The organism is Flavobacterium anhuiense (assembly GCF_050990855.1).
GTDB classification, from domain to species: domain Bacteria; phylum Bacteroidota; class Bacteroidia; order Flavobacteriales; family Flavobacteriaceae; genus Flavobacterium; species Flavobacterium anhuiense_C.
Map to the genome: position 1 here is coordinate 1,999,425 of NZ_CP158861.1, position 26,181 is coordinate 2,025,605.

General features: G+C 34.1%; 21 protein-coding genes. 10 read left to right on the forward strand and 11 right to left on the reverse strand.

Translation table 11 applies throughout. From position 1 onward, the window contains the following. Nucleotides 1–50: 50 nt before the first annotated feature. The 9 genes from ABTV69_RS08980 to miaB form a co-directional block, all read right to left on the reverse strand. Nucleotides 51–1,250, reverse strand: a complete 1,200-nt coding sequence (locus ABTV69_RS08980) for an ectonucleotide pyrophosphatase/phosphodiesterase (protein ID WP_433835572.1) — start codon at nucleotides 1,248–1,250, stop codon at nucleotides 51–53. A 260-nt stretch (nucleotides 1,251–1,510) separates the two neighbouring features. Next, the gene (groL, locus tag ABTV69_RS08985; protein WP_433835574.1) at nucleotides 1,511–3,142 is read right to left on the reverse strand and encodes a chaperonin GroEL; all 1,632 of its coding nucleotides are present in this window, start codon (nucleotides 3,140–3,142) and stop codon (nucleotides 1,511–1,513) included. Nucleotides 3,143–3,225: 83 nt separating this feature from the next. Continuing rightward, nucleotides 3,226–3,501 carry a co-chaperone GroES gene (locus ABTV69_RS08990; protein ID WP_008467105.1) on the reverse strand — a complete coding sequence of 92 codons (276 nt, stop codon included), beginning with the start codon at nucleotides 3,499–3,501 and terminating at the stop codon, nucleotides 3,226–3,228. 143 nt (nucleotides 3,502–3,644) lie between these two features. Next, nucleotides 3,645–3,986, reverse strand: coding sequence for a preprotein translocase subunit SecG (secG, locus tag ABTV69_RS08995; RefSeq protein WP_433835576.1), 342 nt, complete (start codon nucleotides 3,984–3,986; stop codon nucleotides 3,645–3,647). 3 nt (nucleotides 3,987–3,989) lie between these two features. Then, nucleotides 3,990–5,768 (reverse strand): hypothetical protein, encoded by a 1,779-nt coding sequence (locus tag ABTV69_RS09000; protein WP_433835578.1) that lies wholly within the window; start codon nucleotides 5,766–5,768, stop codon nucleotides 3,990–3,992. 97 nt (nucleotides 5,769–5,865) lie between these two features. Next, a complete protein-coding gene (locus ABTV69_RS09005) occupies nucleotides 5,866–6,384 on the reverse strand; it encodes an LptE family protein (RefSeq protein ID WP_433835580.1) in 519 nt (172 codons plus the stop codon). A 100-nt stretch (nucleotides 6,385–6,484) separates the two neighbouring features. Beyond that, nucleotides 6,485–7,744 (reverse strand): sigma-54 interaction domain-containing protein, encoded by a 1,260-nt coding sequence (locus ABTV69_RS09010; RefSeq protein ID WP_433835582.1) that lies wholly within the window; start codon nucleotides 7,742–7,744, stop codon nucleotides 6,485–6,487. 88 nt (nucleotides 7,745–7,832) lie between these two features. Further along, a complete protein-coding gene (locus ABTV69_RS09015; protein ID WP_433835584.1) occupies nucleotides 7,833–8,348 on the reverse strand; it encodes a YcxB family protein in 516 nt (171 codons plus the stop codon). Between the two features lie 14 nt (nucleotides 8,349–8,362). After that, nucleotides 8,363–9,808 (reverse strand): tRNA (N6-isopentenyl adenosine(37)-C2)-methylthiotransferase MiaB, encoded by a 1,446-nt coding sequence (gene miaB / locus ABTV69_RS09020; RefSeq protein ID WP_433835586.1) that lies wholly within the window; start codon nucleotides 9,806–9,808, stop codon nucleotides 8,363–8,365. 428 nt (nucleotides 9,809–10,236) lie between these two features. Here miaB and topA point away from each other — a divergent pair, with 428 nt between their 5' ends. The 8 genes from topA to ABTV69_RS09060 all read left to right on the forward strand — a co-directional run bounded on the left by topA (nucleotide 10,237) and on the right by ABTV69_RS09060 (nucleotide 21,221). Then, the gene (gene topA, locus ABTV69_RS09025; protein WP_433835588.1) at nucleotides 10,237–12,753 is read left to right on the forward strand and encodes a type I DNA topoisomerase; all 2,517 of its coding nucleotides are present in this window, start codon (nucleotides 10,237–10,239) and stop codon (nucleotides 12,751–12,753) included. Nucleotides 12,754–12,759: 6 nt separating this feature from the next. Further along, nucleotides 12,760–13,911: a formimidoylglutamase gene (locus tag ABTV69_RS09030; RefSeq protein ID WP_433835590.1), complete on the forward strand. Its 1,152-nt coding sequence runs from the start codon at nucleotides 12,760–12,762 to the stop codon at nucleotides 13,909–13,911. Nucleotides 13,912–14,174: 263 nt separating this feature from the next. Beyond that, nucleotides 14,175–15,569 carry a gliding motility lipoprotein GldK gene (gene gldK, locus ABTV69_RS09035; RefSeq protein WP_433835592.1) on the forward strand — a complete coding sequence of 465 codons (1,395 nt, stop codon included), beginning with the start codon at nucleotides 14,175–14,177 and terminating at the stop codon, nucleotides 15,567–15,569. A 55-nt stretch (nucleotides 15,570–15,624) separates the two neighbouring features. Next, a complete protein-coding gene (gene gldL / locus ABTV69_RS09040; protein WP_433835594.1) occupies nucleotides 15,625–16,272 on the forward strand; it encodes a gliding motility protein GldL in 648 nt (215 codons plus the stop codon). Between the two features lie 51 nt (nucleotides 16,273–16,323). Further along, nucleotides 16,324–17,865: a gliding motility protein GldM gene (gene gldM, locus ABTV69_RS09045; protein WP_433835596.1), complete on the forward strand. Its 1,542-nt coding sequence runs from the start codon at nucleotides 16,324–16,326 to the stop codon at nucleotides 17,863–17,865. 45 nt (nucleotides 17,866–17,910) lie between these two features. Then, nucleotides 17,911–18,900, forward strand: a complete 990-nt coding sequence (gldN, locus tag ABTV69_RS09050) for a gliding motility protein GldN (protein ID WP_433835598.1) — start codon at nucleotides 17,911–17,913, stop codon at nucleotides 18,898–18,900. Nucleotides 18,901–19,079: 179 nt separating this feature from the next. Continuing rightward, the gene (gene gldN, locus ABTV69_RS09055; protein ID WP_433836685.1) at nucleotides 19,080–20,069 is read left to right on the forward strand and encodes a gliding motility protein GldN; all 990 of its coding nucleotides are present in this window, start codon (nucleotides 19,080–19,082) and stop codon (nucleotides 20,067–20,069) included. Nucleotides 20,070–20,147: 78 nt separating this feature from the next. Beyond that, on the forward strand, nucleotides 20,148–21,221 hold the full coding sequence (locus ABTV69_RS09060) for an NAD(P)/FAD-dependent oxidoreductase (RefSeq protein WP_433835600.1): 1,074 nt from the start codon (nucleotides 20,148–20,150) through the stop codon (nucleotides 21,219–21,221). Here ABTV69_RS09060 and ABTV69_RS09065 read toward each other — a convergent pair. Beyond that, nucleotides 21,202–21,585, reverse strand: a complete 384-nt coding sequence (locus ABTV69_RS09065) for a DUF983 domain-containing protein (RefSeq protein WP_433835602.1) — start codon at nucleotides 21,583–21,585, stop codon at nucleotides 21,202–21,204. The two genes, ABTV69_RS09060 and ABTV69_RS09065, sit on opposite strands and share 20 nt — an antisense overlap. A gap of 357 nt (nucleotides 21,586–21,942) precedes the next feature. On the opposite strand from ABTV69_RS09065, the gene ABTV69_RS09070 reads away from it, so the two are divergent. Then, on the forward strand, nucleotides 21,943–23,862 hold the full coding sequence (locus tag ABTV69_RS09070) for an ABC-F family ATP-binding cassette domain-containing protein (RefSeq protein ID WP_433835604.1): 1,920 nt from the start codon (nucleotides 21,943–21,945) through the stop codon (nucleotides 23,860–23,862). A 252-nt stretch (nucleotides 23,863–24,114) separates the two neighbouring features. Here the strand turns inward: ABTV69_RS09070 and ABTV69_RS09075 are convergent, their stop codons facing one another. Then, nucleotides 24,115–25,077 carry an App1 family protein gene (locus tag ABTV69_RS09075; protein ID WP_433835606.1) on the reverse strand — a complete coding sequence of 321 codons (963 nt, stop codon included), beginning with the start codon at nucleotides 25,075–25,077 and terminating at the stop codon, nucleotides 24,115–24,117. 61 nt (nucleotides 25,078–25,138) lie between these two features. On the opposite strand from ABTV69_RS09075, the gene ABTV69_RS09080 reads away from it, so the two are divergent. Next, nucleotides 25,139–26,008 carry a diacylglycerol/lipid kinase family protein gene (locus ABTV69_RS09080; protein ID WP_433835608.1) on the forward strand — a complete coding sequence of 290 codons (870 nt, stop codon included), beginning with the start codon at nucleotides 25,139–25,141 and terminating at the stop codon, nucleotides 26,006–26,008. The last annotated feature ends 173 nt before the right edge of the window (nucleotides 26,009–26,181 follow it).

Below are 26,181 nucleotides of genomic sequence, written 5' to 3' on the forward strand. Positions count from 1 at the left end.
TTTTTTAATTAAGAGAAATTTTCTAATTGACAAATTTTCTAATTACCTCATTATTTCAGCATTGCGTCAACATCACTTAATTTTCCATCAATTTCTCCAATTTTTAAACCTAAAATTTCAGCAATTAAAGGATAAACCGATACATTCGGGAATGTTTTTACTTTTTTATTTACTTTAAAAGCTGGGCCTTTAGCATAAAAAATGGCGTGCATATCTTTTTCATTATTGTCATAACCGTGAGTTCCACCTTTAATATGTGTGCTTTCTTTGCTTACTAAGCTCCATCCTTTTTCGGCTTCAATAACAAAATCATGTACACGCGGATTTGTTCCATAATGCAATCTTTTAGGTACTTCAGTCGATTTCCAGAATTTAATATGTGGCACTTTTTTCAACGCAGTAGCAATTGAATCTTGATAACCAGGCTTTGCCTGTAAACTCATAATTGGGTTAACAACATCTTTGTAACCCAGCCATTCTGGTTTTAAATAATCTAAAACGGCTACTTTTTTATCATTACTGATATTTGCCATTCCATGATCTGAAACAATAATTAAATTGATTTGTTTTCCAATGGGCAACTGATCTAATCTTCTAGAAATTTCACCCATAATTGAATCCATTTTAATTACAGTTTTTCTAGTTTCTGTCGAAAGCGGACCAAAATTATGTCCGGTATGATCTGGCTCATCAAAATATAAAGTAACCAAATGAGGTCTTTGTTTTTCAGGTAGCTGCAACCATTTCATAACTGTATCGATTCTAGCTCCGTATGGAACTTTGCCATCGTAATTTTTGAAATAACTCGGGTTTCTTTTGTCGATATCAGAACCTGGCCAAAAGAAGGAAGCTGTTTTTACGCCTTGTTCTTCTGCCAAATTCCAAATAGGATTTCCGCCATAAAAACGAGAATCATTTTTTGCATTGCTTGATAATGAAAAGGATTGATTTAGCGAAGAATCGTAAAAAACATTATTGATGATGCCGTGATGATCTGGATAAAGTCCAGTTACAATAGAATAATGATTCGGAAAAGTTTTGCTTGGATAAGAAGGTTTCATTGATTTGGCATGAACGCCTTCTTTTTCAATTTGCTTTAAATTAGGAAGATTAAATTGTTTCCCATAATCCCAACGAAATCCATCCATTGAAACTAAAACAACATAAGTGTCTTTATTATTTTGGGCTTGTAAAAAAGTGGTAAGAAGTAAGAATGTAAAAAATAAAAGGTGAGTAGTGAATTTTCTCATTTTGCAATTTTAAATAGAACTGCAAAGGTATTAATATCACATTTTTTAAAGAGAAAGAGAATGTTAAATAAAAAAGTTTGCCACAAATTGCACGAATTTCCACTAATTCTTTGTGTAAAAAGTTGCCACAGATTAAAAGGATTCTCACAGATTACAATCTTTTAATTAGAAAAAATAATTGTGAAAATTCGTGCAATTTGTGGCAAAAAAAAAAAACGCCAGACATTTATCTGGCGTTTAAGTTTTAAGAAGAGAATGAATTACATCATTCCTGGCATTCCGCCTCCCATTGGCATTCCGCCACCTGCGTTTTCTTCTTTAATATCAATTAATGCACATTCTGTAGTTAAGATCATTCCAGAAACAGATGCAGCGTTTTCTAATGCAACACGAGTTACTTTTTTAGGATCGATAATTCCAGCAGTAAGCATGTCTACATATTCGTCAGTTTTTGCATTGTATCCAAAATCACCTGAACCTTCAGAAACTTTAGCCACAACAACAGAGCCTTCAAGACCAGCGTTTTCAACGATAGTTCTCAATGGAGCTTCAACAGCGCGAGAAACGATTTGGATTCCAGTTGCTTCATCCGCATTGTCTGCTTTCAAATCAGCTAAAGCGATTTTAGCTCTTAATAAAGCTACACCACCACCAGCAACGATTCCTTCTTCTACAGCAGCGCGAGTTGCATGTAAAGCATCATCAACTCTATCTTTTTTCTCTTTCATTTCAACTTCAGAAGCTGCACCAACGTAAAGAACTGCAACACCTCCAGCTAATTTAGCCAAACGCTCTTGTAATTTTTCTTTATCGTAATCAGATGTAGTAGTTTCCATCTGACCTTTAATTTGGTTCACACGGTTTTTAATGATATCTGCTTCACCAGCACCACTAACAATAGTTGTATTGTCTTTATCGATAGAAACTCTTTTTGCGTTTCCTAACATTTCGATAGTTGTATTTTCTAGAGTATAACCTCTTTCTTCAGAAATTACAGTTCCACCAGTTAAGATTGCGATATCTTCTAACATTGCTTTTCTTCTGTCTCCGAAACCTGGAGCTTTTACTGCAGCAATTTTAAGAGCGCCTCTTAATTTGTTTACTACTAAAGTAGAAAGCGCTTCACCATCTACATCTTCAGCGATAATCAATAATGGTTTTCCTGATTGAGCAACTGGCTCTAAAACTGGAAGTAATTCTTTTAAAGAAGATACTTTTTTGTCGTATAATAAGATGTATGGAGAGTCTAATTCAACTTCCATTTTCTCTGGATTTGTTACAAAGTAAGGAGAAAGGTATCCTCTGTCAAACTGCATTCCTTCAACAACGTCAACGAAAGTATCCGTTCCTTTTGCTTCTTCAACAGTGATAACACCTTCTTTTCCAACTTTAGCGAAAGCTGTAGCGATTAATTCACCAATAACTTCGTCGTTGTTAGCAGAGATAGAAGCAATTTGTTGGATTTTGTCAGAATCGCTTCCAACAACTTTAGCTTGTTTCGCAAGGTCAGCCACGATAGTTTCAACAGCTTTGTCGATACCGCGTTTCAAGTCCATTGGATTTGCTCCAGCAGCAACGTTTTTCAAACCTTCTTTTACGATAGCTTGAGCTAAAACAGTTGCAGTTGTAGTTCCGTCTCCAGCTAAATCATTGGTTTTAGAAGCAACTTCTTTCACCATTTGCGCTCCCATGTTTTCTAGAGCGTCTTTTAATTCGATTTCTTTTGCAACAGAAACACCATCTTTAGTAACTGTTGGTCCACCAAATGATTTTCCGATAATTACGTTACGACCTTTTGGTCCAAGAGTTACTTTTACAGCATTTGCTAATGCATCAACACCACGTTTTAAACCGTCACGTGCTTCAATATCAAATTTTATATCTTTTGCCATTTTAATTTTGTTTAAAGTTTGATTTGTTTCAAGTTAACGAAGTTCTTAATTGTTAATACTTCGTGCTTTAGACATTTTATTTTTTAGATAATCGCTAAAATATCATCCTCGCGCATGATTAGATAATCAGTGCCTTCAAGTTTTAGCTCTGTCCCTGCATATTTTCCGTAAAGAACAGTATCTCCAACTTTTACAGTCATTGTGTGATCTTTAGTTCCGTTTCCTACTGCAACTACAGTTCCTTTTTGTGGTTTTTCTTTGGCAGTATCAGGAATAAAAATACCTGAGGCAGTTTTAGTTTCAGCTGCAACAGGCTCAATAAGTACGCGGTCTGAAAGCGGTTTAATGTTTAAAGCCATGATTTTATATTATTATAAGTTATACGTTTTTTTTCTGTTCTATAAACTTTCAGAAACTATGCCATGCTAGAAAAACTGACATTATTTCTTAAAAAAAATGCCAGCTTTGACAGGCTGGCATTAGATTTTTATATCGACTAAAATTATTTAGTAGCTGGTGCTGCTGGAGCAGGAGTATTTCCTTGTGCTGGAGCTGCAGGTGCATTTACAGGAGCTTCAGTTTTGTCAATGATTTTAGATTCAGTATCGCTTAGAGATCCTGAGAAGCTTAAGCTTGAAAGTAAAATTAGCACAATTAAAACAGTAGCTAAAGTCCAAGTACTTTTATCTAAAAAGTCAGTTGTTTTTTGTACTCCACCTAACATTTGCGTTCCGCTGATAGTAGAAGACAATCCGCCTCCTTTAGGGTTTTGTACCATGATAACGATGATCAATAGAAAACAAACTATTGTAATTAAAACTAAAAAAATTGAAAATGTGCTCATTACTTAATTATTGTTATTGTTATTTTGTTGTAAAATCTTTATATCCGATATGCGGTCTGCAAAGAAAGTAATTTTTTCTGGATATTTCAAAATTAATATTTCATATGCCTGAATTGCCTTCGTATATTTCTTTTGTTCCAAATAAACTCTAGCCAAAGTCTCGGTCATTAGGTATGAATTATCCTCAGAACTGCTTTCAATTTGCACTGCTGGAGCATTGCTTCCGGGTTTTATTGGAGAGATTTTCGGATTACTTTCGATAAATTTATCAATAATTTCAGCCTTCTTTTGTCTCTCTTCTTCTAGTTTTGCTTTTTCTTCTGCTTCTTTCTCCGCTTTTTCTTCCGGCGACATTTCGTTTGAACGGTCAATAGGTTCTGTTCTAGATAATTGCAGCCATTCTTGAAAAGAGTGTTTTTCGCTAAGAGAAAAATCCAAAGGTTTTCCGATTTCTAAATGTTCTGCAGCTGTTTTGGCTGGTTCATTAGATTCTTCTTCTTCGATTATTTCTTCAATCGACTCTTCATTTTCCTCTTTGATTTCTTCTTCCTTATCTTCAGATTTAATTACCTCTTGAATTTCTGCTTTTGGTTCTTCAGGAACTTTTGTTTCAGCTTCTCTGATAGAAGAAAGAATTGATCTTTCAATGGTATTCATTTTAAATTCTGGAATAACCATTTCTTCGATAACACTGTCATCTTCCTCTTCTTCAATTGCATTTAAAACAGGTTCTGCGGCAGACTCTACTATAGAAGGCTCTTCCTCTACTTCTTCTGTTTTTGCAATTTGTTCAGCAGTTGCCGCTTCAGCTTCTTTAATAGAACTTAAAATAGAGTTTTCGATGCGGTCGTTTTTAGGTTCCTCTTTTGGTTCTTCAGCTTTTATTGGATCTGGAGCAGAAAGTGTTTCAGCAACTTTAATAGAGCTTAAAATAGAATTTTCAATACGATCCATTTTAGGTTCTTCAGTTTGTATTGTTTCTATAAACGGAGCTGTTTCAATTTCTTCTGCTTCATCCGAAATAGTAGATGCAGCAATCTCGATTTTCTGCTCAACCTCTTCTGCAATTGCTGGTTTTCCATAAGTAACCGATTGCGCTTCTTTTATTACTGAAAAAATTGATGGATCTATTTCAGGAAGTGGTTTTGGCTCTTCTTGCTTTGTAGTTGGTTTTTCAAAAGTTATAGTCTGCGCTTCTTTTATTGCTAAAAAAATAGAAGGATCTATTTCTGGAAACTTTTTAGGCTCTTCGCTAATTACCGGTTCCTGCTTTTTTATTTCTCCAGCTTGTATTGGCTCTTCAGGTTTTACTGCTTCTTCAACTTTGACAAAATCTTCAATTTTTACAGGTTCAACAGCCGAAGGTATCTCAATAGAAGTAGTTTGCACTTCTTGGCTTGTATTTGAAACAGGCTGTTCTTCAACATCTGTTTTTATTTCAATTGCCTTTTGAATCTGTTCTGGCGAAATAATTTCGCTGTCAAAAACAGTAATTTCCAAAAGATCTCTCAGCTTTTGTTCGTAAAAATCATTTTGAATAGAAGTGAAAGCCTCAGAAGTTATAAAATCAAATAAAACAGAACGATCAGCAGTATATGCTGCCGTAACTTTTAAAGCATAATTATACTTAAAGCTGTTTTGATTGTAAAGTCCTTTTAATCGCAATGCACGCGCACTTTGAAAATACGGAAATTCATTCAAAACACTTCCTAATGCGTCCGCCTGCTTTTCTGTGATAGCATCGGGTTTGTTCATTAAGTAGGTATAATCGCTAACGTTCATTCTTTTTTGTTTAATCGTTTATTTGTTTAATCATTTATTTGGTCTAACTGTTTAATCGATTAAACGGTTTAACGATTAAACGATCTAACAAGCAAAATTACCATTTAGCTAATGATTCATTAAAGATATCTTGAGTGATTCTTTCAAAAATCGTTGTGATAGCTGTATTTAAAACCGATCCTGTAGGAAGGTCTCGTCCAGGGAAATCATAGTAGAATTCAAAAGATTTTTCAAAATCATCCGTTTCTTTTCTTTTATTCATAAATCGCACATTAACACGAATCGATAAACGGTTTTGTGCTGCTCCTGCTTGACCATTTGCATCCACAGCAGTTGCAGTCATTGGCGTTATTCGGTAATCGACAATTTCACCCTCATAAACCAAATCGCCGCCATTACTAACTAAGTTTAAGTTAGTCTGATTCATGATTAGATCCTGTAATGTCAAGGTAAAGGTTCTGTCGATTCCTGGCTCAATTAAGTCTGCATTATTCTGGAAGAAGTTAACCTGAAATGTTTTAGCGTCGATTTTTCCTGTTCCCGTAAAATTATAAACAGAACAGCCACTCAACATAAAAAGGCTTAATAAGGCAAAAAGAGAATATATTTTTTTCATAATATTTAAGAGGAAATTCCAATTTTTAAATTCCAAATTCCAATTGTGCCAAATATAGGTAATTGGAATTTGGAATTTCGAAATTGTAATTTAATTATTTTTATAGGTCGAATTGCTTGATTTTACGATAAAGAGTTCTTTCAGAAATACCCAATTCATCTGCCGCAGCTTTACGTTTTCCTTTGTTCTTTTCTAATGATTTTTTGATCATTTCGATTTCTTTCTGCTCCAGACGTAAAATTTCCTCTTCTTCGATAGTTTCCGCAAACAAATAATTATCATCTTGCATTTGATAATTGTCTTCACGAACAGAAGGAGTGGTCATCACAGCTGTTCTAGGCTCTTCTTCAAAATCAATTTCGCTGTCATTTTGCTGATTTCCGTATATTTTCTGAATCAAATTCGGATTGATGTCTTGAACTTTTGAAGTTCCGTTTTTCATCAGTTCGAGAGTCAGTTTTTTCAAATCGTTCAAATCGCTTCTCATGTCAAAAAGCACTTTGTACAAAATGTCTCTTTCAGTACTGAAGTCACTTTCTTTTTTGCTATCGCTAATTACAGAAGGTAAATTGCTTCCTTCAGCTGGCAAATAGGATTGTAAGGTTGCAAGGCTAATATCACGATTGGTTTCTAAGACTGAAATTTGCTCGGCAACATTTCGAAGCTGACGAATATTTCCGCTCCATCTGAATTTTTGTAAAAGCTGAACAGCATCGTCATCCAGCCTCAAAGGAGGCATTTTGTATTTATGGGCAAAGTCGGCTACAAACTTTCTGAACAACAAATGAATATCGTCATTTCTTTCTCTTAAAGGAGGTAAAGTGATTTCTACAGTACTTAAACGATAGTATAGATCCTCACGGAATTTACCTTTTTCGATAGCATTAAATAAATTCACGTTGGTTGCTGCTACGATACGAACATTTGTTTTTTGGACCTGAGATGAACCTACTTTTATAAATTCACCATTTTCCAAAACACGAAGTAATCTTACTTGAGTTGTTAGCGGAAGTTCACCAACTTCATCTAGGAAAATTGTTCCGCCGTCTGCCACTTCAAAGTAACCTTCGCGTGTGCTTGTTGCTCCTGTAAAAGCACCTTTTTCGTGACCAAAAAGTTCACTGTCAATGGTTCCCTCAGGAATTGCACCGCAGTTTACGGCAATATATTTACCATGCTTTCTGTGCGAAAGCGAATGTATAATTCTCGGAATATTTTCTTTACCAACACCACTTTCCCCAGTTACCATTACTGAAATATCAGTTGGAGCAACCTGAATGGCTTTTTCGATAGCACGATTTAATTTCGGATCATTACCAATAATCTCAAATCGTTGTTTTATTGCTTGAACTGTTTCCATGTGTATTTTGTTTCAAGTTTTTTATTGTTTCAGGTTTCAAGTTTTATACTTTGCCCTTAACTTTAAACTTCTGGCTGATAAATGATTTTTAACTTCTTAATTTCTTTTCTAAGTCTAATTTCTGAATTAATTCTTTAAAATCAATAAGTTGTTGTCCAGAAAAAAAACGTTTTGGAAAAAAATCAGTTTGATAATTATTTTGTTTTACAAGAAAATAATTTTCTGTTTCCACAATAGATTTATAAGAAGTCCAAGGTTTTTTTACATCAGAAAGTTCTTTTTTTATTCTAAAATAATCTGAATTAAAAATAAAAAGGATTTCTTCGTCTTTTTGTTTCTGAACTGCTTTTTTTAGCATTAAATAGATAGAACTTGGAAAAATTATAAATACTAAAACTGGAAGTATTATATTAAAAATTGGAATTCCATTAGAAAACGGTACTAAGTTACTGGTTTGAAATAAATATACTAAATCCAATACTACCATCAATAAAGCAATTATAACTATAAGTTTAGTGCTCCATTTAGAAAATAAATTTTTATATGTAAAATGTAAATATTCTTTTAGTGTATAGTTGGGTTTTATTACTATTCCATTATCCATAAAATTCGTTCTTTTTAATTCATTTCACTCAACCCCACAGCTTCACCTTTTAAAGTTCCACTTGTACAGCTTGTGATTTTTACGTTTACGAAATCTCCGATTTTATAATTCTCTTTTGGGAAAACAACCGTAATACTTTGAGAGTTTCTTCCTGAGAATTCATCTTTAGATTTCTTAGAAACTTTTTCTACTAAAACTTCAACTGTTTTTCCAACAAATTCCTCGCTTCTAAACCAAGCGTGTTTTTGTTGTAAATCAACAATTTCTTGTAATCTTCTTGCTTTGGTTTCTTCCTCGACATCATCTTCCATTTTTCTTCCCGCAAGAGTTCCTGGGCGTTCAGAATACGAATACATATAACCAAAATTATATTTTACATATTCCATCAAACTCATTGTATCTTGATGATCTTGTTCAGTTTCGGTTGGGAAACCAGCGATCATATCTTGCGAAATCGAGGCATCGGGAACAATTGCTCTAATTTTATCAATTAAAGCCATATATTCTTCACGAGAATGCAGACGATTCATTTCTTTTAAAATTCTATTGCTTCCAGATTGAACTGGCAAGTGAATGTGTTTACAGATATTTGGATATTTCGCAATGACATGCAAAATGCTTTCGTGCATATCCTGCGGATTCGAAGTCGAAAAACGAATACGCATTTTAGGAAAACCGACAGCAACCATTTCAAGCAATTGATCAAAATCAACTGCAGTTGCTTTTTGCATTTCAGAAGCGTTTACGAAATCCTTTTTCAATCCGCCGCCGTACCAAAGGTAGCTGTCAACGTTTTGTCCAAGAAGCGTAACTTCTTTATAGCCATTATTCCATAAATCTTGAATTTCATTCATAATACTTTGCGGTTCACGACTTCTTTCACGACCGCGTGTAAAAGGAACAACGCAGAAAGTACACATATTATCGCAACCACGAGTGATCGAAACCAAAGCCGTAATTCCGTTACTCATCAAACGAACTGGCGAAATATCTCCGTAAGTTTCCTCTTTTGATAAGATTACATTGATAGCATCACGTCCTTCTTCAACTTCTGCTAATAAATTCGGAAGATCTTTATAAGCATCTGGACCCACAACAAGATCCACGATTTTTTCTTCTTCCAAAAATTGGCTTTTCAAACGTTCTGCCATACAGCCCAAAACACCCACTTTCATTTTTGGGTTGGTGCGTTTTACGGCATTGTATTTTTCAAGACGTTTACGAATAGTCTGTTCAGCCTTGTCTCGAATTGAGCAAGTATTAACTAAAACCAAATCGGCTTCTTCTAAAATCAAAGTGGTATTATATCCTCCGTCAGATAAAATGGAAGCCACGACTTCACTGTCCGAAAAATTCATCGCACAGCCGTAACTTTCTATAAATAGTTTTTTAGTATTCTCAGGTTTGTTTTCCAGAACAAGACTTTCGCCCTGTTTGCTTTCTTCAATAATCTTTTCCATTGTAAAAATTCAAAGTGCAAAGATAGGTTAATTGAAACGAATATGACAAGATGGCAGAAAAGAATTTTAGATTTTAGATTTGAGATTTCAGATTGATCAAACAGAAAAAAGCGCAGCTTTTTTAAAATCTAAAATCTAAAATCTAAAATCTAAAATCTAAAATCTAAAATCTAAAATCTAAAATCTAAAATCTAAAATCTAAAATCTAAAATCTAAAATCTAAAATCTAAAATCTAAAATCTAAAATCTAAAATAAAAAGCACATTTCTTGGTCAAGAATCACTAAAAGTTATACCTATATATATTATCGAGATTATTACAGATAAATCTGCAATTTTAAGTTTCATAATATCAAAATACTTCAAAAATGCATTCGTAAGGTTAATATTTAAAAAAAATAGATACTTTTGTTGCAGAAAAATAGAGCAATGGCAAAGAATTTAGTAATAGTAGAGTCACCTGCAAAGGCGAAAACGATCGAGAAATTCCTCGGTAGCGATTTTCAGGTGGAGTCGAGTTATGGACACATAGCCGACCTACCGTCAAAGGAAATAGGAGTAGATGTTGAAAATGGTTTTAAACCTAAATATGAAGTATCTCCCGATAAAAAAGCCTTGGTAACAAAACTAAAATCACTTTCTAAGAATGCCGAGACGGTTTGGTTAGCAAGCGATGAGGACCGCGAGGGAGAGGCTATTTCATGGCACTTGGCGGAAGAATTAAAGCTAGATACAAAAAAAACCAAACGTATTGTTTTTCATGAGATTACAAAATCTGCGATTCTTAAAGCAATTGACAATCCAAGAGAAATCGATTATAATTTAGTAAATGCACAACAAGCACGTCGTGTTTTAGACCGTTTAGTAGGTTACGAATTATCTCCGGTTTTATGGAGAAAAATCAAAGGCGGACTTTCAGCAGGTCGTGTACAATCTGTTTCTGTACGTTTGATCGTAGAAAGAGAACGTGAAATTCAAAATTTTAATGCAGTTGCAACCTATTCAATTGTTGCAGAATTTGTAAACGAAGCAGGAAAAGCTTTTAAAGCAAAACTTCCAAAAAACTTCAATACTAAAAAAGAAGCCGAAGATTTCTTAAATCAAAATATCGATTCTAAATATAAGGTAGCCGATTTAGAAACTAAACCTACCAAAAAATCTCCAACAGCACCTTTTACAACTTCTACGCTGCAACAAGAAGCGGCAAGAAAATTATACTTGCCAGTTGGAATTACCATGCAATTAGCACAGCGTCTCTACGAAGCGGGACTTATTACGTATATGAGAACGGATTCGGTAAATCTTTCTAAAGAAGCAATGGACGCTGCCGAAGCTGAAATCATTAAGTCTTACGGAAAAGAATTTTCTAAACCGAGAGTTTTTGCTAATAAAAACAAAGGAGCACAAGAAGCGCACGAAGCAATTCGTCCAACCGATATGTCTCGTCACTCTGTAAATATTGATCGTGATCAAGCTCGTTTGTACGATTTGATCTGGAAAAGAACGCTGGCCTCTCAAATGAGCGATGCGCAATTGGAAAGAACAAACGTAAAAATAGAAGCAGATAATCATAGCGAAATTTTTACAGCTTCTGGAGAAGTATTGCTTTTTGAAGGTTTCTTAAAAGTGTACTTAGAGGGACATGATGATGATGAAGAAGAGCAAGAAGGAATGCTTCCTGCTTTAAAAGTAAATGAAAAACTGGCTAATAACTATATTACAGCCACAGAAAGATATTCAAGACCGCCTGCACGTTATACAGAGGCGTCTTTGGTTAAAAAGTTAGAAGAACTTGGTATTGGTCGTCCGTCTACTTATGCTCCGACTATTTCAACAATTATCAATAGAAATTATGTTGAAAAAGGAACTTTAGAAGGTCAGGAAAGAAATTATACGCAGCTTACTTTGCAAAATAACAAAGTTGGAGAGAAGTTGTTAAAAGAAAACACAGGTTCTGATAAAGGAAAATTGGTTCCAACTGATATCGGAACTATTGTTACGGATTTCTTAGTAAAGAATTTTGAAAATATTCTGGATTACAATTTTACTGCAAAAGTGGAACAGGATTTTGACGAAATTGCAGAAGGAAATATTGACTGGGCTAAGATGATGCAGGACTTTTATAATCACTTTCATCCAAATGTAAAAGAAGTCGAAGCAAATGCTGAACGCGAAAGTGGCGAAAGAATTCTAGGAAAAGATGCCGACGGAAGACAAGTTTCAGTTCGTTTAGGGAAATTTGGGCCAATGGCACAGATTGGAGAAGCAGATGATGAAGATAAGAAGTTTGCTAGTTTAATGGCAGACCAAAATATAGGAAACATTACGCTTGAAGAAGCTTTAAATTTATTCTTGCTTCCAAAAAGTTTAGGTGAATATAAAGGCGAAGAAGTAGAAGTGAACAATGGCCGTTACGGTCCTTATGTGCGTCACGGAAGCGTTTTTATTTCGTTGCCAAGAGGAGAAGATCCGCTTAATGTTTCTAAAGAAAGAGCGCAAGAATTAATTGATGAAAAAGCACTTGCTGACGCACCAATTGCAGTTTATAAGGGAGAAGCAGTTCAAAAAGGGGTCGGACGTTTTGGGCCATTTATCAAATGGAACGGACTTTTTGTAAACGTAAGCAAGAAATACAATTTTGATAATCTTTCTCAAGCTGATGTTGAAGAGTTAATTGAAGATAAACTTCAGAAAAACATTGACAAAGTTCTTCATAATTGGGAGGAAGAAGGAATTGTAGTGGAAAAAGCCCGTTGGGGACGTTCTGTAATTCTAAAAGGCAAAATCAAAATTGAATTAAGTAAAGATGTTGATGCAACAAAATTAACATTGGCTCAAGTTCAAGAAATGATTGCGGCAAAAACACCAGCAAAGAAAACTGCTGCTAAAAAAACAACAACGGCTAAAAAAGCACCAGCTAAAAAAACAGCTGCTAAAAAGAAATAAATATAAATGGAATTTGATTTTCTAGAACCAGTTAATGACGGAATTGTAAAATTCGTCGGAGCACTGTCTTCACAAGAGCTTGGAAGTAAAGTTGTCTTTCATACCCAAGATCAGTTTCCTGATATTGCACAGATTAATATCGCTATAATTGGTGTTTTAGAAGACCGTACCAATATTAATATGGTTAACGAAGTTAATCTTTCTGCTGTCCGTAAAAAGCTTTACGGTATGTTTCCTGGCAACTGGGATGCTTCAATTGCGGATCTAGGAGATATAATTGCAGGCGATTCTGTGGAGGATACTTATTTTGCATTAAAGAAAGTTACGGCAGCATTAATTAAGAATAAAGTCATTCCTATAGTCCTGGGAGGTTCTCAGGATTTGACCTATGCAATGTATCGTGCCTACGATGATTTGGAGCAGATGGTGAATTTGGTTGCAGTCGATAATAAATTTGATTTCGGTAAAGAAAATGAGTCAGTTTCAGCTAATTCATATTTGACGAAAATTATTATTGATGAGCCAAATAACCTTTTCAATTACTGCAACATAGGATATCAAACATATTATAATTCACAAGAAGAAATCGATTTGATCGAAAAGCTGTTTTTTGATGCTTATCGTCTGGGTGAGATTTCGAATAAAATTACTTTGGCTGAACCGGTTTTCAGAGATGCTGATTTGGTTAGTATAGATTTGAATTCTGTAAAATCTTCAGCTTCAGCAAACATGGTTACTTTTGAGCCAAACGGATTTAATGGGAAAGAGATTTGTGCTTTAGCAAGATACGCTGGTATCAGTGATAAAGTTTCTTCTTTTGGAATATTCAATCATAACAGTACAACGGCTGAATCGGCTATTATTTCACAGATTGTATGGTATTTTATTGAAGGATATCACTATCGTTCGAAAGAGTATCCATTTGGAAGCAGAGCAAACTATTTGAAATATATCGTTCCGCTGGATGATGAAGAGTTGATCTTCTATAAAAGTGATAAAACAGATCGTTGGTGGATTGAAATTCCGTTTGAATCAAATGGTCACAATAAATTAAAAAGAAATACGTTATTACCCTGTTCTTACGACGAATATTTGTCGGCTTGCAATCAAGAATTGCCAGAAAGATGGTGGAAAGCGCAACGAAAAAATGCTTTGTAGATCAAAAATTTAAGTGAATTCTTAGGTTTTTAAAACCTGATTAAAAAGGTTAAAATTAATTAGTAGGAAAATAAGTATAAAGTATAAAAATTAACGTTTTACATCGATTTTTTGTAACAGTTTATCGATAAAATATTTTTTTTTTATTTTATTTAACATTATTTTTGAACGGTAAAATAAATTCGCAAATAGGTATTGTTTTTTAGATAAATAATAAATACGTTTACGGACTTTTAATAATGAATAGATAATCCCAAATTTATATGAAGAAGTTTATTGCATTTGCAGCAATGTTAACACTAGTAATCGGCTGTGGTAAGTCAGGTGACAAAGGTGAATTGGTTGGTGTTACAGGAGGGAAATGGCATCCTGAGAAACCTTACGGAATGACATTAGTTCCTGGCGGATCTTTTATAATGGGTAAATCAGATGCTGATTTAGCTAACGTAGAAGATGCTCCAACTAAAACTGTAACTGTTCGTTCATTTTACATGGATGAAACCGAGATTACAAATAGTGAGTATCGTCAATTTGTAGAGTGGGTAAAAGATTCTACAATGAGAGTTCGTTTAGCAATCTTAGCAGACGAAACTGGACAAAAAGCTACTGATGGAAAAGGTAAAAAAGGTGGAAGTATTGCTGACTACGCTTTTAACGATTCTGATCCAGAAAAAATGACCGCTTATGATAAATACATGTACGATAACTACTATAGTGTGGGTACAAAAGATGATCCATATGCTGGAAGAAAATTAAACAAAAAAGTTAAGTTAATTAAAGATACAAAAGCATATCCGGATGAGTATTATACTGAGGTAATGGATTCTATGTATCTTCCAATTGAAGAGTCATACAATGGTTTAAGAACAATTGACGTAAATAAATTGAAATTCCGTTATTCTTGGATGGATATTCAAGCTGCTGCAAAAGCTAAAGTTGGAAAAAGAAGTGACTTCGTAAAAACGGAACAAGTAAATGTTTACCCTGACACTGCTGTTTGGATTAAAGATTTCGCTTACTCATACAATGAGCCAATGCATAATGATTATTTCTGGCATAAAGCTTATGGGGATTATCCTGTAGTAGGTGTTACTTGGAAACAAGCTAAAGCGTTTTGTGCTTGGAGAACCCTAAACAAAAACAGTTATATCAAATCTAAGAAAAAAGGGCGTGACCTTGTAAATGCTTTCAGATTACCAACTGAGGCAGAGTGGGAGTACGCTGCTAGAGGAGGTCTGGAGTCTGCTACTTACCCATGGGGAGGTCCTTATACTAAAAGTGATAGAGGTTGTTTCTTAGCAAACTTTAAACCAAGTAGAGGAGATTATGCTGCTGACGAAGCGCTTTACACTGTTGAAGCTAAATCTTATGATGTAAACGGTTACGGATTATACAATATGGCAGGAAACGTTTCAGAATGGACAGATTCAGCTTATAATCCAAATGCTTACGAGTACGTATCTACAATGAATCCAAACGTAATCGATGGTAAAAACCAAAGAAAAGTTGTGCGTGGAGGTTCTTGGAAAGACGTTGCTTATTTCCTACAGGTAAGCACTCGTGACCACGAATATGCTGATTCTGCTAGAAGTTATATCGGATTCAGAACTGTACAAGATTACATGGGAACGCAAGTTACCGGAAACAGAAAAAAGTAATTTATAATTTTATCAATATCCAACAAATCTATTTTAAACCTAAAAAAAAAGTATTATGGCATTATTAAGTAAAAAAGCAATGAATTTCGCTTATGGTATGGGAGCGGCAGTGGTAATCGTTGGAGCGTTATTCAAAATTACTCACTTTGAGATTGGACCGTTAACTGGTACAGTTATGCTTTCTGTAGGATTAGTAACTGAAGCGTTAATTTTCGCTCTTTCTGCTTTCGAACCAGTTGAAGAAGAACTAGATTGGACTTTAGTTTACCCAGAATTAGCTAATGGACAAGCTAGAGAGAAAAAGGTGAAAGCTGAGAACCCAACTGAAGCTCAAGGGTTATTATCTCAAAAATTAGATTCATTATTAAAAGAAGCTAAAATTGACGGTGAATTAATGTCAAGTTTAGGAAATTCAATCAAAAACTTCGAATCTGCTGCTAAAGGAATTGCTCCAACTGTAGATTCAATCGCAGGACAAAAGAAATATTCTGAAGAATTGTCTTTAGCTGCTGCTCAAATGGAATCATTAAACAGTTTATATAAAGTACAATTAGAAAGTGCTTCTAGAAATGCTGAGGCTAACAAAGAAATCGCTGAAAATGCTTCTAAATTAAAAGAGCAAATGGCATCTATGACAGCAAACATCGCTTCTCTAAACAGCGTTTACGGTGGTATGCTTTCTGCAATGAGTAACAAAGGATAATTAGTTTTTAACTAAATATTAAATTTATTAATAAGAACTAATTAGAAAAAAATGGCAGGAGGAAAATTAACCCCTAGACAGAAGATGATTAACCTGATGTACTTGGTTTTCATCGCGATGTTAGCAATGAACGTATCAAAAGAAGTAATTTCTGCTTTTGGTTTGATGAATGAAAAATTCGAAGGAGCTAATACTACTTCAAATACGGCTAATGCTGGTTTATTGACAGCTTTAGATCAAAAAGCGGCAGAAGCAAAAGGAGAATTTGCTATGGCTGCAGCTACAGCGCACAAAGTTGAAACAATTACAAAAGATTTTTATGATTATATAGCTACTCTAAAAGCTCAGGCTGTTAAAGGTTTCGAAGTTGATAAAGAAACTGGAAAAATGCCTTATGAGTCTATGGATAGAGGAGATAACATCGACGACTGGTTTACAGGAGACGGTTATACTAAAAAAGGTAATGAAATTATCTCTAAAATCGAAAAATATAAAGCTGATATCAAAGCAGCTTTAGGAACAGATAAAAAATACGCAGGAATCATTGCGGAGGTTGAGAAAAAATTTGATGTTTCTGATGTAAAAAACAAAGAAGGCATTAAAGAAAAATACTTAGCGTACCACTTCAAAGGATTTCCAGCAATCGCTACAGCTGCAAAACTTTCAGCTTGGCAAAATGACGTTAAGAAAGTTGAAGCTGACGTTTACAACAGTGCATTAGGTAAAGCTGCAGTTGCTGCTGCTTCTTACAGCAACTACCAAGCAATCGTTGTTTTAGATAAAAATGCTTATTTCCAAGGTGAAAAAGTAACAGGTAAAGTAGTTTTAGGTCGTTATGACGAAAACACAACACCTACTTCATTCCAAGGTCCTGGACAAATTGTGAACGGACAAGCTGTTATCTCTTTAACTGCTGGTGGAGTTGGAGAACAAGACATCAATGGACAATTTACTTTCTTAGAAGATGGAAAAAACATTCCATTAAAATTCTCTGGAAAATATGTTGTGGTTCCAAGACCAAACGCTGCTACAATTTCTGCAGACAAAATGAACGTAGTGTATAGAGGAGTGGTTAACCCAATCTCTGTATCTTTTGCGGGAGTTGATGCTAACAAGATTGTTGCTAGTGCTCCAGGTTTATCTTCTGCTGGAAAACCAGGAAAATATAACATGAGCCCAGGTCAAGGTACTGAAACTACAATTTCTGTAACAGGTACTTTACCAAATGGTGACAAAGTAACTGATAAGAAAACATTCAGAATTAAAGGTATTCCTGGTCCAACAGGAACAATTAGAGGTGAGATGGGAGTTGTTAAAGGTCCTAAATCTAACTTAGAGATTGCTACTATTGGTGCTAAACTTCTTGATTTTGATTTTGAAGTTGGTTTAGATGTTGTTGGATTCAATATGAAAATTGCTGGACAGCCTACAGTTGTTGTTACAGGAAACAAAATGAATGCACAATGTAAACAAGTACTTTCAAGAGCAGGTAAAGGAGACCAAGTTACTATTTCTGAAATTAAAACTAAACTTGTTGGAGCTGGTAGTTATTTATTGCCAAGAACTGCTCCTGTAATTTACGAAATACAATAATAAAGGTAGTGTAAACTACATTCAATATCTTATAACGATACCACGATGAAAGTAAGAAATTTTTTAATAGCTATTGTTTCTATCGCTGGAGGTTTTGCTTCTAATGCGCAATCTAATTTGCTAAATGCAAAGACCCCAGATCAGATTGGACTTAAGACTCCTGCTCAATTAATCTCTGATAATGATAAACCATTGGCTTATGGTTATGTAGATGATAGAGATATCTTGATGGGAAAAACAACATGGGAAATCATTGATTTAAATGAGAAAATTAACTTCCCAATGTATTTTCCGGTAGATACAGCTAATATTGGTCCGAACAGACGTTCTCTTTATGACGTTTTAACTAAAGCTATTAAAAGTGGAAAAGTAACAGAAGTGTATACTGATAGTTATTTCAACACTAAAAAATCTATGAAAGACATCGAAGGGTCATTATCTCGTATTGATACAACAGATGCTGGTAGAGAGTTAATTAACCAATATCCTGATGACTACAAATCACGTGTTGTGAAGAAAAAAGTAGTTTCTGGTAAAGGTAAAAACAAATCAGTTTCTTATGTTGAAGAAACAGTTGGACCAACAAGAACAGTTCCTGCTGAATATATCTTGAAACAAGATTTAACTGCTGCAGATGTTTCTCAGTATAAAATTAAAGGATACTGGTATTTTGATAAACGTCAAAGTGAATTAAAATATCGTTTGCTAGGAATTTGTCCTGTAACTCCAGACGTTTATACTATGAATAGTGATGAAAAGGATTATATTGAATTGTTTTGGGTTTTCTTCCCAAATGCCAGAGAAGCATTGCATGAAGCAAAAGCTTTCAATGACAACAACTCAGCTCTTCCAATCTCATTTGATCAGATTTTAAATTCAAGACGTTTTAATGCTGTTGTTTACAAAGAGGAAAACCTTTACGGAGACAGAGCGATTAGCGATTACATGAAAGACAACGCTCAAAATCAGTTGTTAGAATCTGAAAGAGTGAAAGAAAAAATTCGCAACTTCGAACAAGATATGTGGAACTACTAAGTTGATACATAGCATAATAATTAAAAAACTCTTACTACCTTTGTAGTAAGAGTTTTTTTTATGTCAATAAATTAATAAAGCTGCTTTTCTAATTTTAGCGGATTATTTTTTTATTTATGTAAGAAAAATAACAATATTTATAATGAAATTTCGTTTAATGTCTTGTAAAAATTATCATGATGAAAGTAAGAAATTTATTAATTGCTATTGTTACTGTTCTTGGAGGCCTACCTTCTAATGCTCAGTCTAATTTACTTAATGCCAAAACTGCCGATCAGATAGGGGTTAGGACACCTGCTCAAATGATATCTGATAATGACAAACCATTAGCATATGGTTATGTTGATGATCGTGATATTTTGATGGGGAAAATGGTTTGGGAAATTATAGATTTGAATGAAAAGATCAACTTCCCTTTGTATTTTCCTGTAGATACTGCAAATATTGGTCCAGACAGGCGATCGCTTTATGATATTTTAACGAAAGCTATGCGCAATGGAAAGATAACAGAAGTGTATACCGATAGTTATTTTAACACCAAAAAAAGTTTAAAAGATATTCAAGGCTCATTGTCGCGTGTTGACACGACAGATGCTGGTCGAGAACTTATTAATCAATATCCTGATGATTACAGAACACGTGTTGTTAAAAAGAAAGTAGTTACTGGCATTGGTAAAAATAAGAAAGTTACCTATGTTGATCAAACGGTAGGGCCAACTAGAACCGTTCCTGCTGAATATATTTTGAAACAAGATCTAACGGCTGCAGATGTTAGTATGTATAAGATTAAAGGGTTTTGGTATTTTGATAAAAGACAAAGTGATTTGAAATATCGTTTGCTTGGTATTTGTCCAGTTACTCCTGATGTTTACACAATGAACAGTGATGAAAAAGATTATATTGAATTGTTTTGGGTTTTCTTTCCGAATGCGCGAGAGGTCTTGCATGAGGGCAAAGCTTTTAACGATCAAAATTCAGCATTGCCAATTTCATTTGATCAAATCTTAAATTCTAGACGTTTTAATTCTGTAATTTATAAAGAAGAAAATGTGTATGGTGATCGAGAGATAAAAGATTATATTAGAGATAATGCGCAGAGCCAATTGTTAGAATCGGAAAGAGTAAAAGAAAAGATTCGTAATTTTGAAGAGGATATGTGGAATTACTAGGCTTGTATGATAAAGAATAAGAAAAACTCTTGCTACCTTTGTAGTAAGAGTTTTTTTATTTTATTTATATACTTCACAATGCTTGATTATTTAATTATTGGATCTGGATTAGCTGGAATTTCTTTTGCCGAAGTTGCCCTTAAAAACAACAAAACTATTTTGCTTTTAGATGACAAATCTCAGAATTCTTCGAGAGTTGCTGGTGGTTTGTATAATCCTGTAATTTTAAAGCGTTTTAGTGAGGTTTGGAATGCAAAAGAACAATTGGTAATAATGAATGAGTTTTATAATCTGGTAGAGGATAAACTAAAAGAAAAATTCAATTTTAAAATGCCGGTTTTAAGAAAGTTCTTTTCAATTGAAGAACAGAATAATTGGTTTGCCGCTTCAGATAAAATCAATTTGGCGCCTTTTTTATCGACTAAGTTAATTTCAAAAAAATACAGTAGCATCGATTCTCCATACGATTACGGAGAAGTTTTGCATACAGGTTATGTAGATACTGCTTTATTGTTGGATCACTATAAAAAATATTTGTTGCAAAATAATTTATTGAAAGAAGAATCTTTTGATGTAAATGCGATAGAGTTTTTAGATTCAGGAATTCAATACAAAGGTATTCAAGCTCAAAATATTATTTTTGCGGAGGGTTTCGGAATGCATAAAAACCCTTATTTTAATTATCTGCCTTTAGATGGTACAAAGGGAGAGCTTTTTGTTATAAAGGCGCCAGACTTGAAGTTAGATGTAATTGTAAACACAAGTGTTTTTATTTTGCCTCTGGGAGACGATTTATTTAAAGTAGGCGCTACGTACAACTGGCAGGATAAAACAGCTGAGCCTACAGAAGAGGGTAAACAAGAGCTTCTAGAACGTATTAAAGAAATTATTACTTGCGATTTTGAGATCGTGAAACACTTTGCAGGAGTTCGTCCAACAGTTGCAGATAGAAGGCCTTTGCTTGGAACGCATGAAAAACATAAAACACTACATATTCTTAATGGCTTGGGAACTCGTGGTGTAATGTTGGGGCCTGCAATGGCACAAGCTTTATACGATCATATTGAAAATAAAATTCCATTAGATCGAGAAGCTGACATTAAGAGATTTCATAAAAGGTATCTGAAGAGCCTTATTTCTGACCAGCTTTAAGATCGTAAGAAACAAACATATTAATGTATAAGTTTCTCGAAAGGCGTAATACGAAAGGAAACAAAACAACTAATGTTAGGATAATTGCGATAAAAGACTGTTCGATCGTGGCTCCGAAAAAGACAAAAGAAACAATAAAAGCAGCAATTCCAACCGCTACATTTAGGCCGTAACTCACATACATGGCGCCATAAAAAAACGAAGGTTCAATTTGATATTTGAATCCGCAATGACTGCAATGTTCGTTCATTTTGAGAACCTTACTTAAATGAAGTGGATTTTTGTCTTCGTACATGCTTTCTTTTTGGCATTTTGGACAACTTCCTGTTACGATACTATTTAGTTTGGAACCTCTTTTGAACATTTTAAGTAAATTTTTATAGTCTTTAATTCACTTCAATTGTATTTGGATACAGTGTGAATAGGAGAATTTATTTGAGCAAATATAAGGTATTTTCAGGCTTTAAGCTATTTAATCAGGATAAAAACTTACAGCTTTTCTTGGTTTGGTTTTGGATGCGACAGTTAAGGATGTGATTTTCCCTTTTTTTTCTATAAAATTCAAAATTAGATAAGATTTTAGTTTTTGAATTTTCCAAAAGCTATTCTTTTTCAGTATAAAAACTTCAATTAAAAGTTATACTTTTGCACTTTCAAAATTGTAACGGGCAATTCGCTTATTTACAAGGTATTTAATTTCTAGATTTTTCAGCAATACATTATGCTTAATATACACAATCTTTCCGTTTCTTTTGGTGGAACCTATTTATTTGAAGAAGTTACATTTCGTTTAGGCGCCGGCGACCGCGTAGGTCTTGTTGGTAAAAACGGAGCTGGTAAATCGACGATGCTAAAAATGTTAGCGGGAGATTTCAAGCCAGACTCAGGGGTTATTTCTCAAGAGAAAGATATCAGAATGGGATTTCTTCGTCAGGATATTGATTTTGAACAAGGAAGAACTGTTTTAGAAGAAGCATATGAAGCTTTTACAGAAATTAAAATTGTTGAGAAAAAACTAGAAGAAATCAATCATCAGTTGGTTACTAGAACCGACTATGAAAGTGAAGAATATGGACAAATCATTGAGGATTTGTCTGATTACACACATCGTTTTGATCTTCTTGGCGGTTACAATTATGTTGGAGATACAGAGAAAATTCTTTTAGGTCTTGGTTTTAAAAGAGAAGTGTTTAATAATCAAACTGAAACATTCTCTGGAGGATGGAGAATGCGCATCGAATTGGCTAAATTATTATTGCAGTCAAATGATGTATTGCTTCTGGATGAGCCTACTAACCACTTAGATATTGAAAGTATTATTTGGTTAGAGAATTTCCTTCGTAATTATCCTGGAGTTGTAGTTATTGTATCGCACGATAAAATGTTCTTGGATAATGTTACCAATAGAACAATCGAAATTTCTCTTGGAAAAGCCTACGATTTCAATAAACCTTATTCCCAATATTTGGAATTGCGTCATGAAATTCGTGAGAAGCAATTAGCAACACAAAAGAACCAGCAGAAAAAGATTGAAGAAACAGAGAAATTAATCGAGAAGTTCCGTGCAAAAGCTTCAAAAGCTTCTATGGCGCAATCGTTGATTAAGAAATTAGATAAAGTAGAAAGAATTGAAGTCGATGAAGATGATAATTCGGTGATGAATATCTCTTTTCCCGTTTCTAAAGAACCAGGAAAAGTAGTAATAGAAGCGGAGCATGTAACGAAAGCGTACGGAGACAAAACGATTCTTAAAGATATTAGTTTGTTAGTTGAAAGAGGAAGTAAAATTGCTTTTGTTGGACAAAATGGACAAGGGAAATCAACTTTTATTAAAGCTCTCGTAAACGAATTTGAGTATGAAGGAAATATCAAATTAGGACACAATGTTCAATTAGGATATTTTGCTCAAAATCAGGCTGAATATTTAGATGGAGAAATCACTTTGCTTCAAACAATGGAAGATGCTGCAACCGATACAAATCGTATGAAAGTTCGCGATATGTTGGGTTCTTTCCTTTTCCGTGGAGATGACGTAGAAAAAAAAGTGAAAGTGCTTTCTGGAGGAGAACGTAACCGTTTGGCACTTTGTAAATTGTTGTTACAGCCAATCAACGTGTTGCTGATGGATGAGCCTACGAACCACTTGGATATTAAATCTAAAAACGTTTTAAAAGCGGCACTTCAAAAATTTGGAGGAACTTTATTATTGGTTTCTCACGACAGGGATTTTCTTCAGGGAATGTCGAATATAGTTTACGAATTCAAAGACCAAAAAATCAAAGAATATCTTGGCGATATTAACTTCTTCTTAGAGCAGCGTAATTTGGAAAATATGCGTGAAGTGGAGAAAAAAGATGTTGTTAAAGCAGCTGCTCCCAAAGAAAAAGAAGTTGCAAAAGTGTCTTACGAGGATCAGAAGAAAACAAAAGCACTTCAAAATAGATTAAGCAAAATCGAAAGCCAGATTCAGCAGTTAGAAAAAGACATTCAACACGATGACAAAGCGTTAGAAACGAATTATGATAAACATATCGAAGATGCTTCATTTTTTACTGCTTACAATAAAAAGAAAGAAGATTTAGAGCAATTGCTTATTGATTGGGAAATCGTTCAAGAAGAGATTGACAGCTTTAATGCTTAAGTTTTTTTAGGTTTCAAGTTTCAGGTTTCAAGTTTGCCTAAAATCGTATAAGTCTTTATCAAAGTTTTTAAACTTTGATAAAGACTTTTTTAGTTTAAAAAGAAACGGCTGAAAATTTTGATCGCACAATCAGTTATTCCGAGGCACGAGGAATAACTTGAAACTTGAAACTTGAAACTTGAAACTTGAAACTTGAAACTTGAAACTTGAAACTTGAAACTTGAAACTTGAAACTTGAAACTTGAAACAAAACTATTTAATAATCCCAATAGATCGAGAATGTTCAATCGCTTTACTGCTTTCTTTAAAATAGCAAACGGAAACATTCAGGCTTTCTAAATTGCTTAAAATCTTTTTGACTTCATTTTTTTGAGTTTTTCCAGTTTGCCTAATGTAGACGGCAATTACGGTAACGGGAAATATTTTGCAGATTCTTTCATAAAGCATTGGGTCGTGCTGTGAGTCGTCGCCCATTAAAACATATTTTAAGGTTGGGTAGAATTCAACTACATGTTTTATTTTTTCGAATTTATGATCATGATTTCCTCTTCCGCTCATGAAAAAATCGGTAATACCACGCTTGATATCTTTTAGAAGGAAGACTGCTTTTGGCAGACGATTTAGTTTAGTGAATTTGGCAATAAATCGATATAAATTCCATTCGCTGCTCGAGATATAAAAAAAAGCATTTACTTCTTCTATGCTATCTCTTCCGGCAGAACTTAAAGCTTGATAATGTGGTACGACATCTTTAAAAACTTTCCGATCGTTTACATTTTTAAAAAGCAAAATATAAAGCTTTCGAAAAAAGTTATTTGTGTGCGAAATCAGGAATGTGTCATCAATATCAGATATAATTCCGAGTGTCCCTTTATGCGGTCGGATAAAACTGCCTTTGCAAATTGTGGTTTTGTTTTCGTATTTCAAACTAACTTCGTATGGCATCCATCCAAAATGAGTTTCTTTTTCTAACGGAATGCAAAATTTAAAATAACCGTCATCTAAAGTCTTCGTGTGAATTATTTCGTTGTTATAATGCAGGTAAACATCAAAATTTTGAATGGTTTTTATTCGGAACAATTTGAGAATCGAAGTGGCATTTTTTAATTTCCTTTTTTCGAAATTGTAATTTTGTTCTCTTTTTAAAACGTGTCCCATTACAATTAATTCTTGCTCATTTGCATAACCTCGATATAATTGTAAAATTGGTTTCATTAATTCCGTATATTTATGTAACTGTAATTTACTTATTTTAATTGGTTTTAAAAATAAAATTTTGAAAAAGAATATCATATTTGTTGTAAATCCTATATCTGGGGATCTTGATAAATCGGAATTAATCGAGGCTGTAGAAGAATTTGCAACTACAAATCATTTTAATCTGAAAGTTTATGAAACTACAGGTAAAAATGATTCTAAAGCAATACAAACATTGTATGATCAGCACGATCCAGAACGAATAATTGTGGCTGGTGGCGACGGAACCATAAAAATGGTGGCCGAAGCTATGGAAGAGCAAGATGTTATAATTGGGATTTTGCCAGCAGGTTCTGCCAACGGACTTTCGGTAGATTTAAATCTTCCTGATGGAATAGAAGAGAACCTTAAAATAGCGTTTTTGCACCACTATATCGAAATGGACATGATTTGTATCAACGGTAAAAAAAGCATTCATTTAAGCGATCTTGGCTTGAATGCAAACTTGGTTAAGAATTACGAGCAAAGTGATGTTCGAGGATTCTGGGGTTATGCATTGCAGGCTTTTACAACACTAAAAGAATCGGAAGAGCCTTTTGTAGCCAAAATTTCTGCAAATAATAAAACAGTCGAGCATGTGGCGAGAATGATTGTAATTGCGAATTCGCAGAAATATGGAACAGGCGTCATTATTAATCCGAATGGTGCTATGAATGACGGTAAGTTTGAACTTGTAATTTTAAAAAGTCTCGATCTGCTTTTAATTGGAAAAATAATTACCGGAAATATGCCAATTGATTCTGATGATATTGTGATTATTTCAACTGAAAAAGCAGAAATAAAAACCGATTATCCTGTTAATTTTCAAATTGATGGAGAATATTGCGGGGCACAGACTTCTTTAGAAATTCATATTCTGCACAAGCAAATGAAAATTGCGGTTCCATGATTTTGTATTCAAGGAATATTTTGGTCCGCAAATGTGTCGCTCCGCTGGAGCTTTTTTAATTTTACAACCAATTTTTCTATAAATATTTCGCTCTTCCAGGGCTTAAAAAAAGCTCCGTTAGGAGCGAAATATTTATAGAAAACGTTTGATTTACAAGGTTTAAAAGCTCCAGC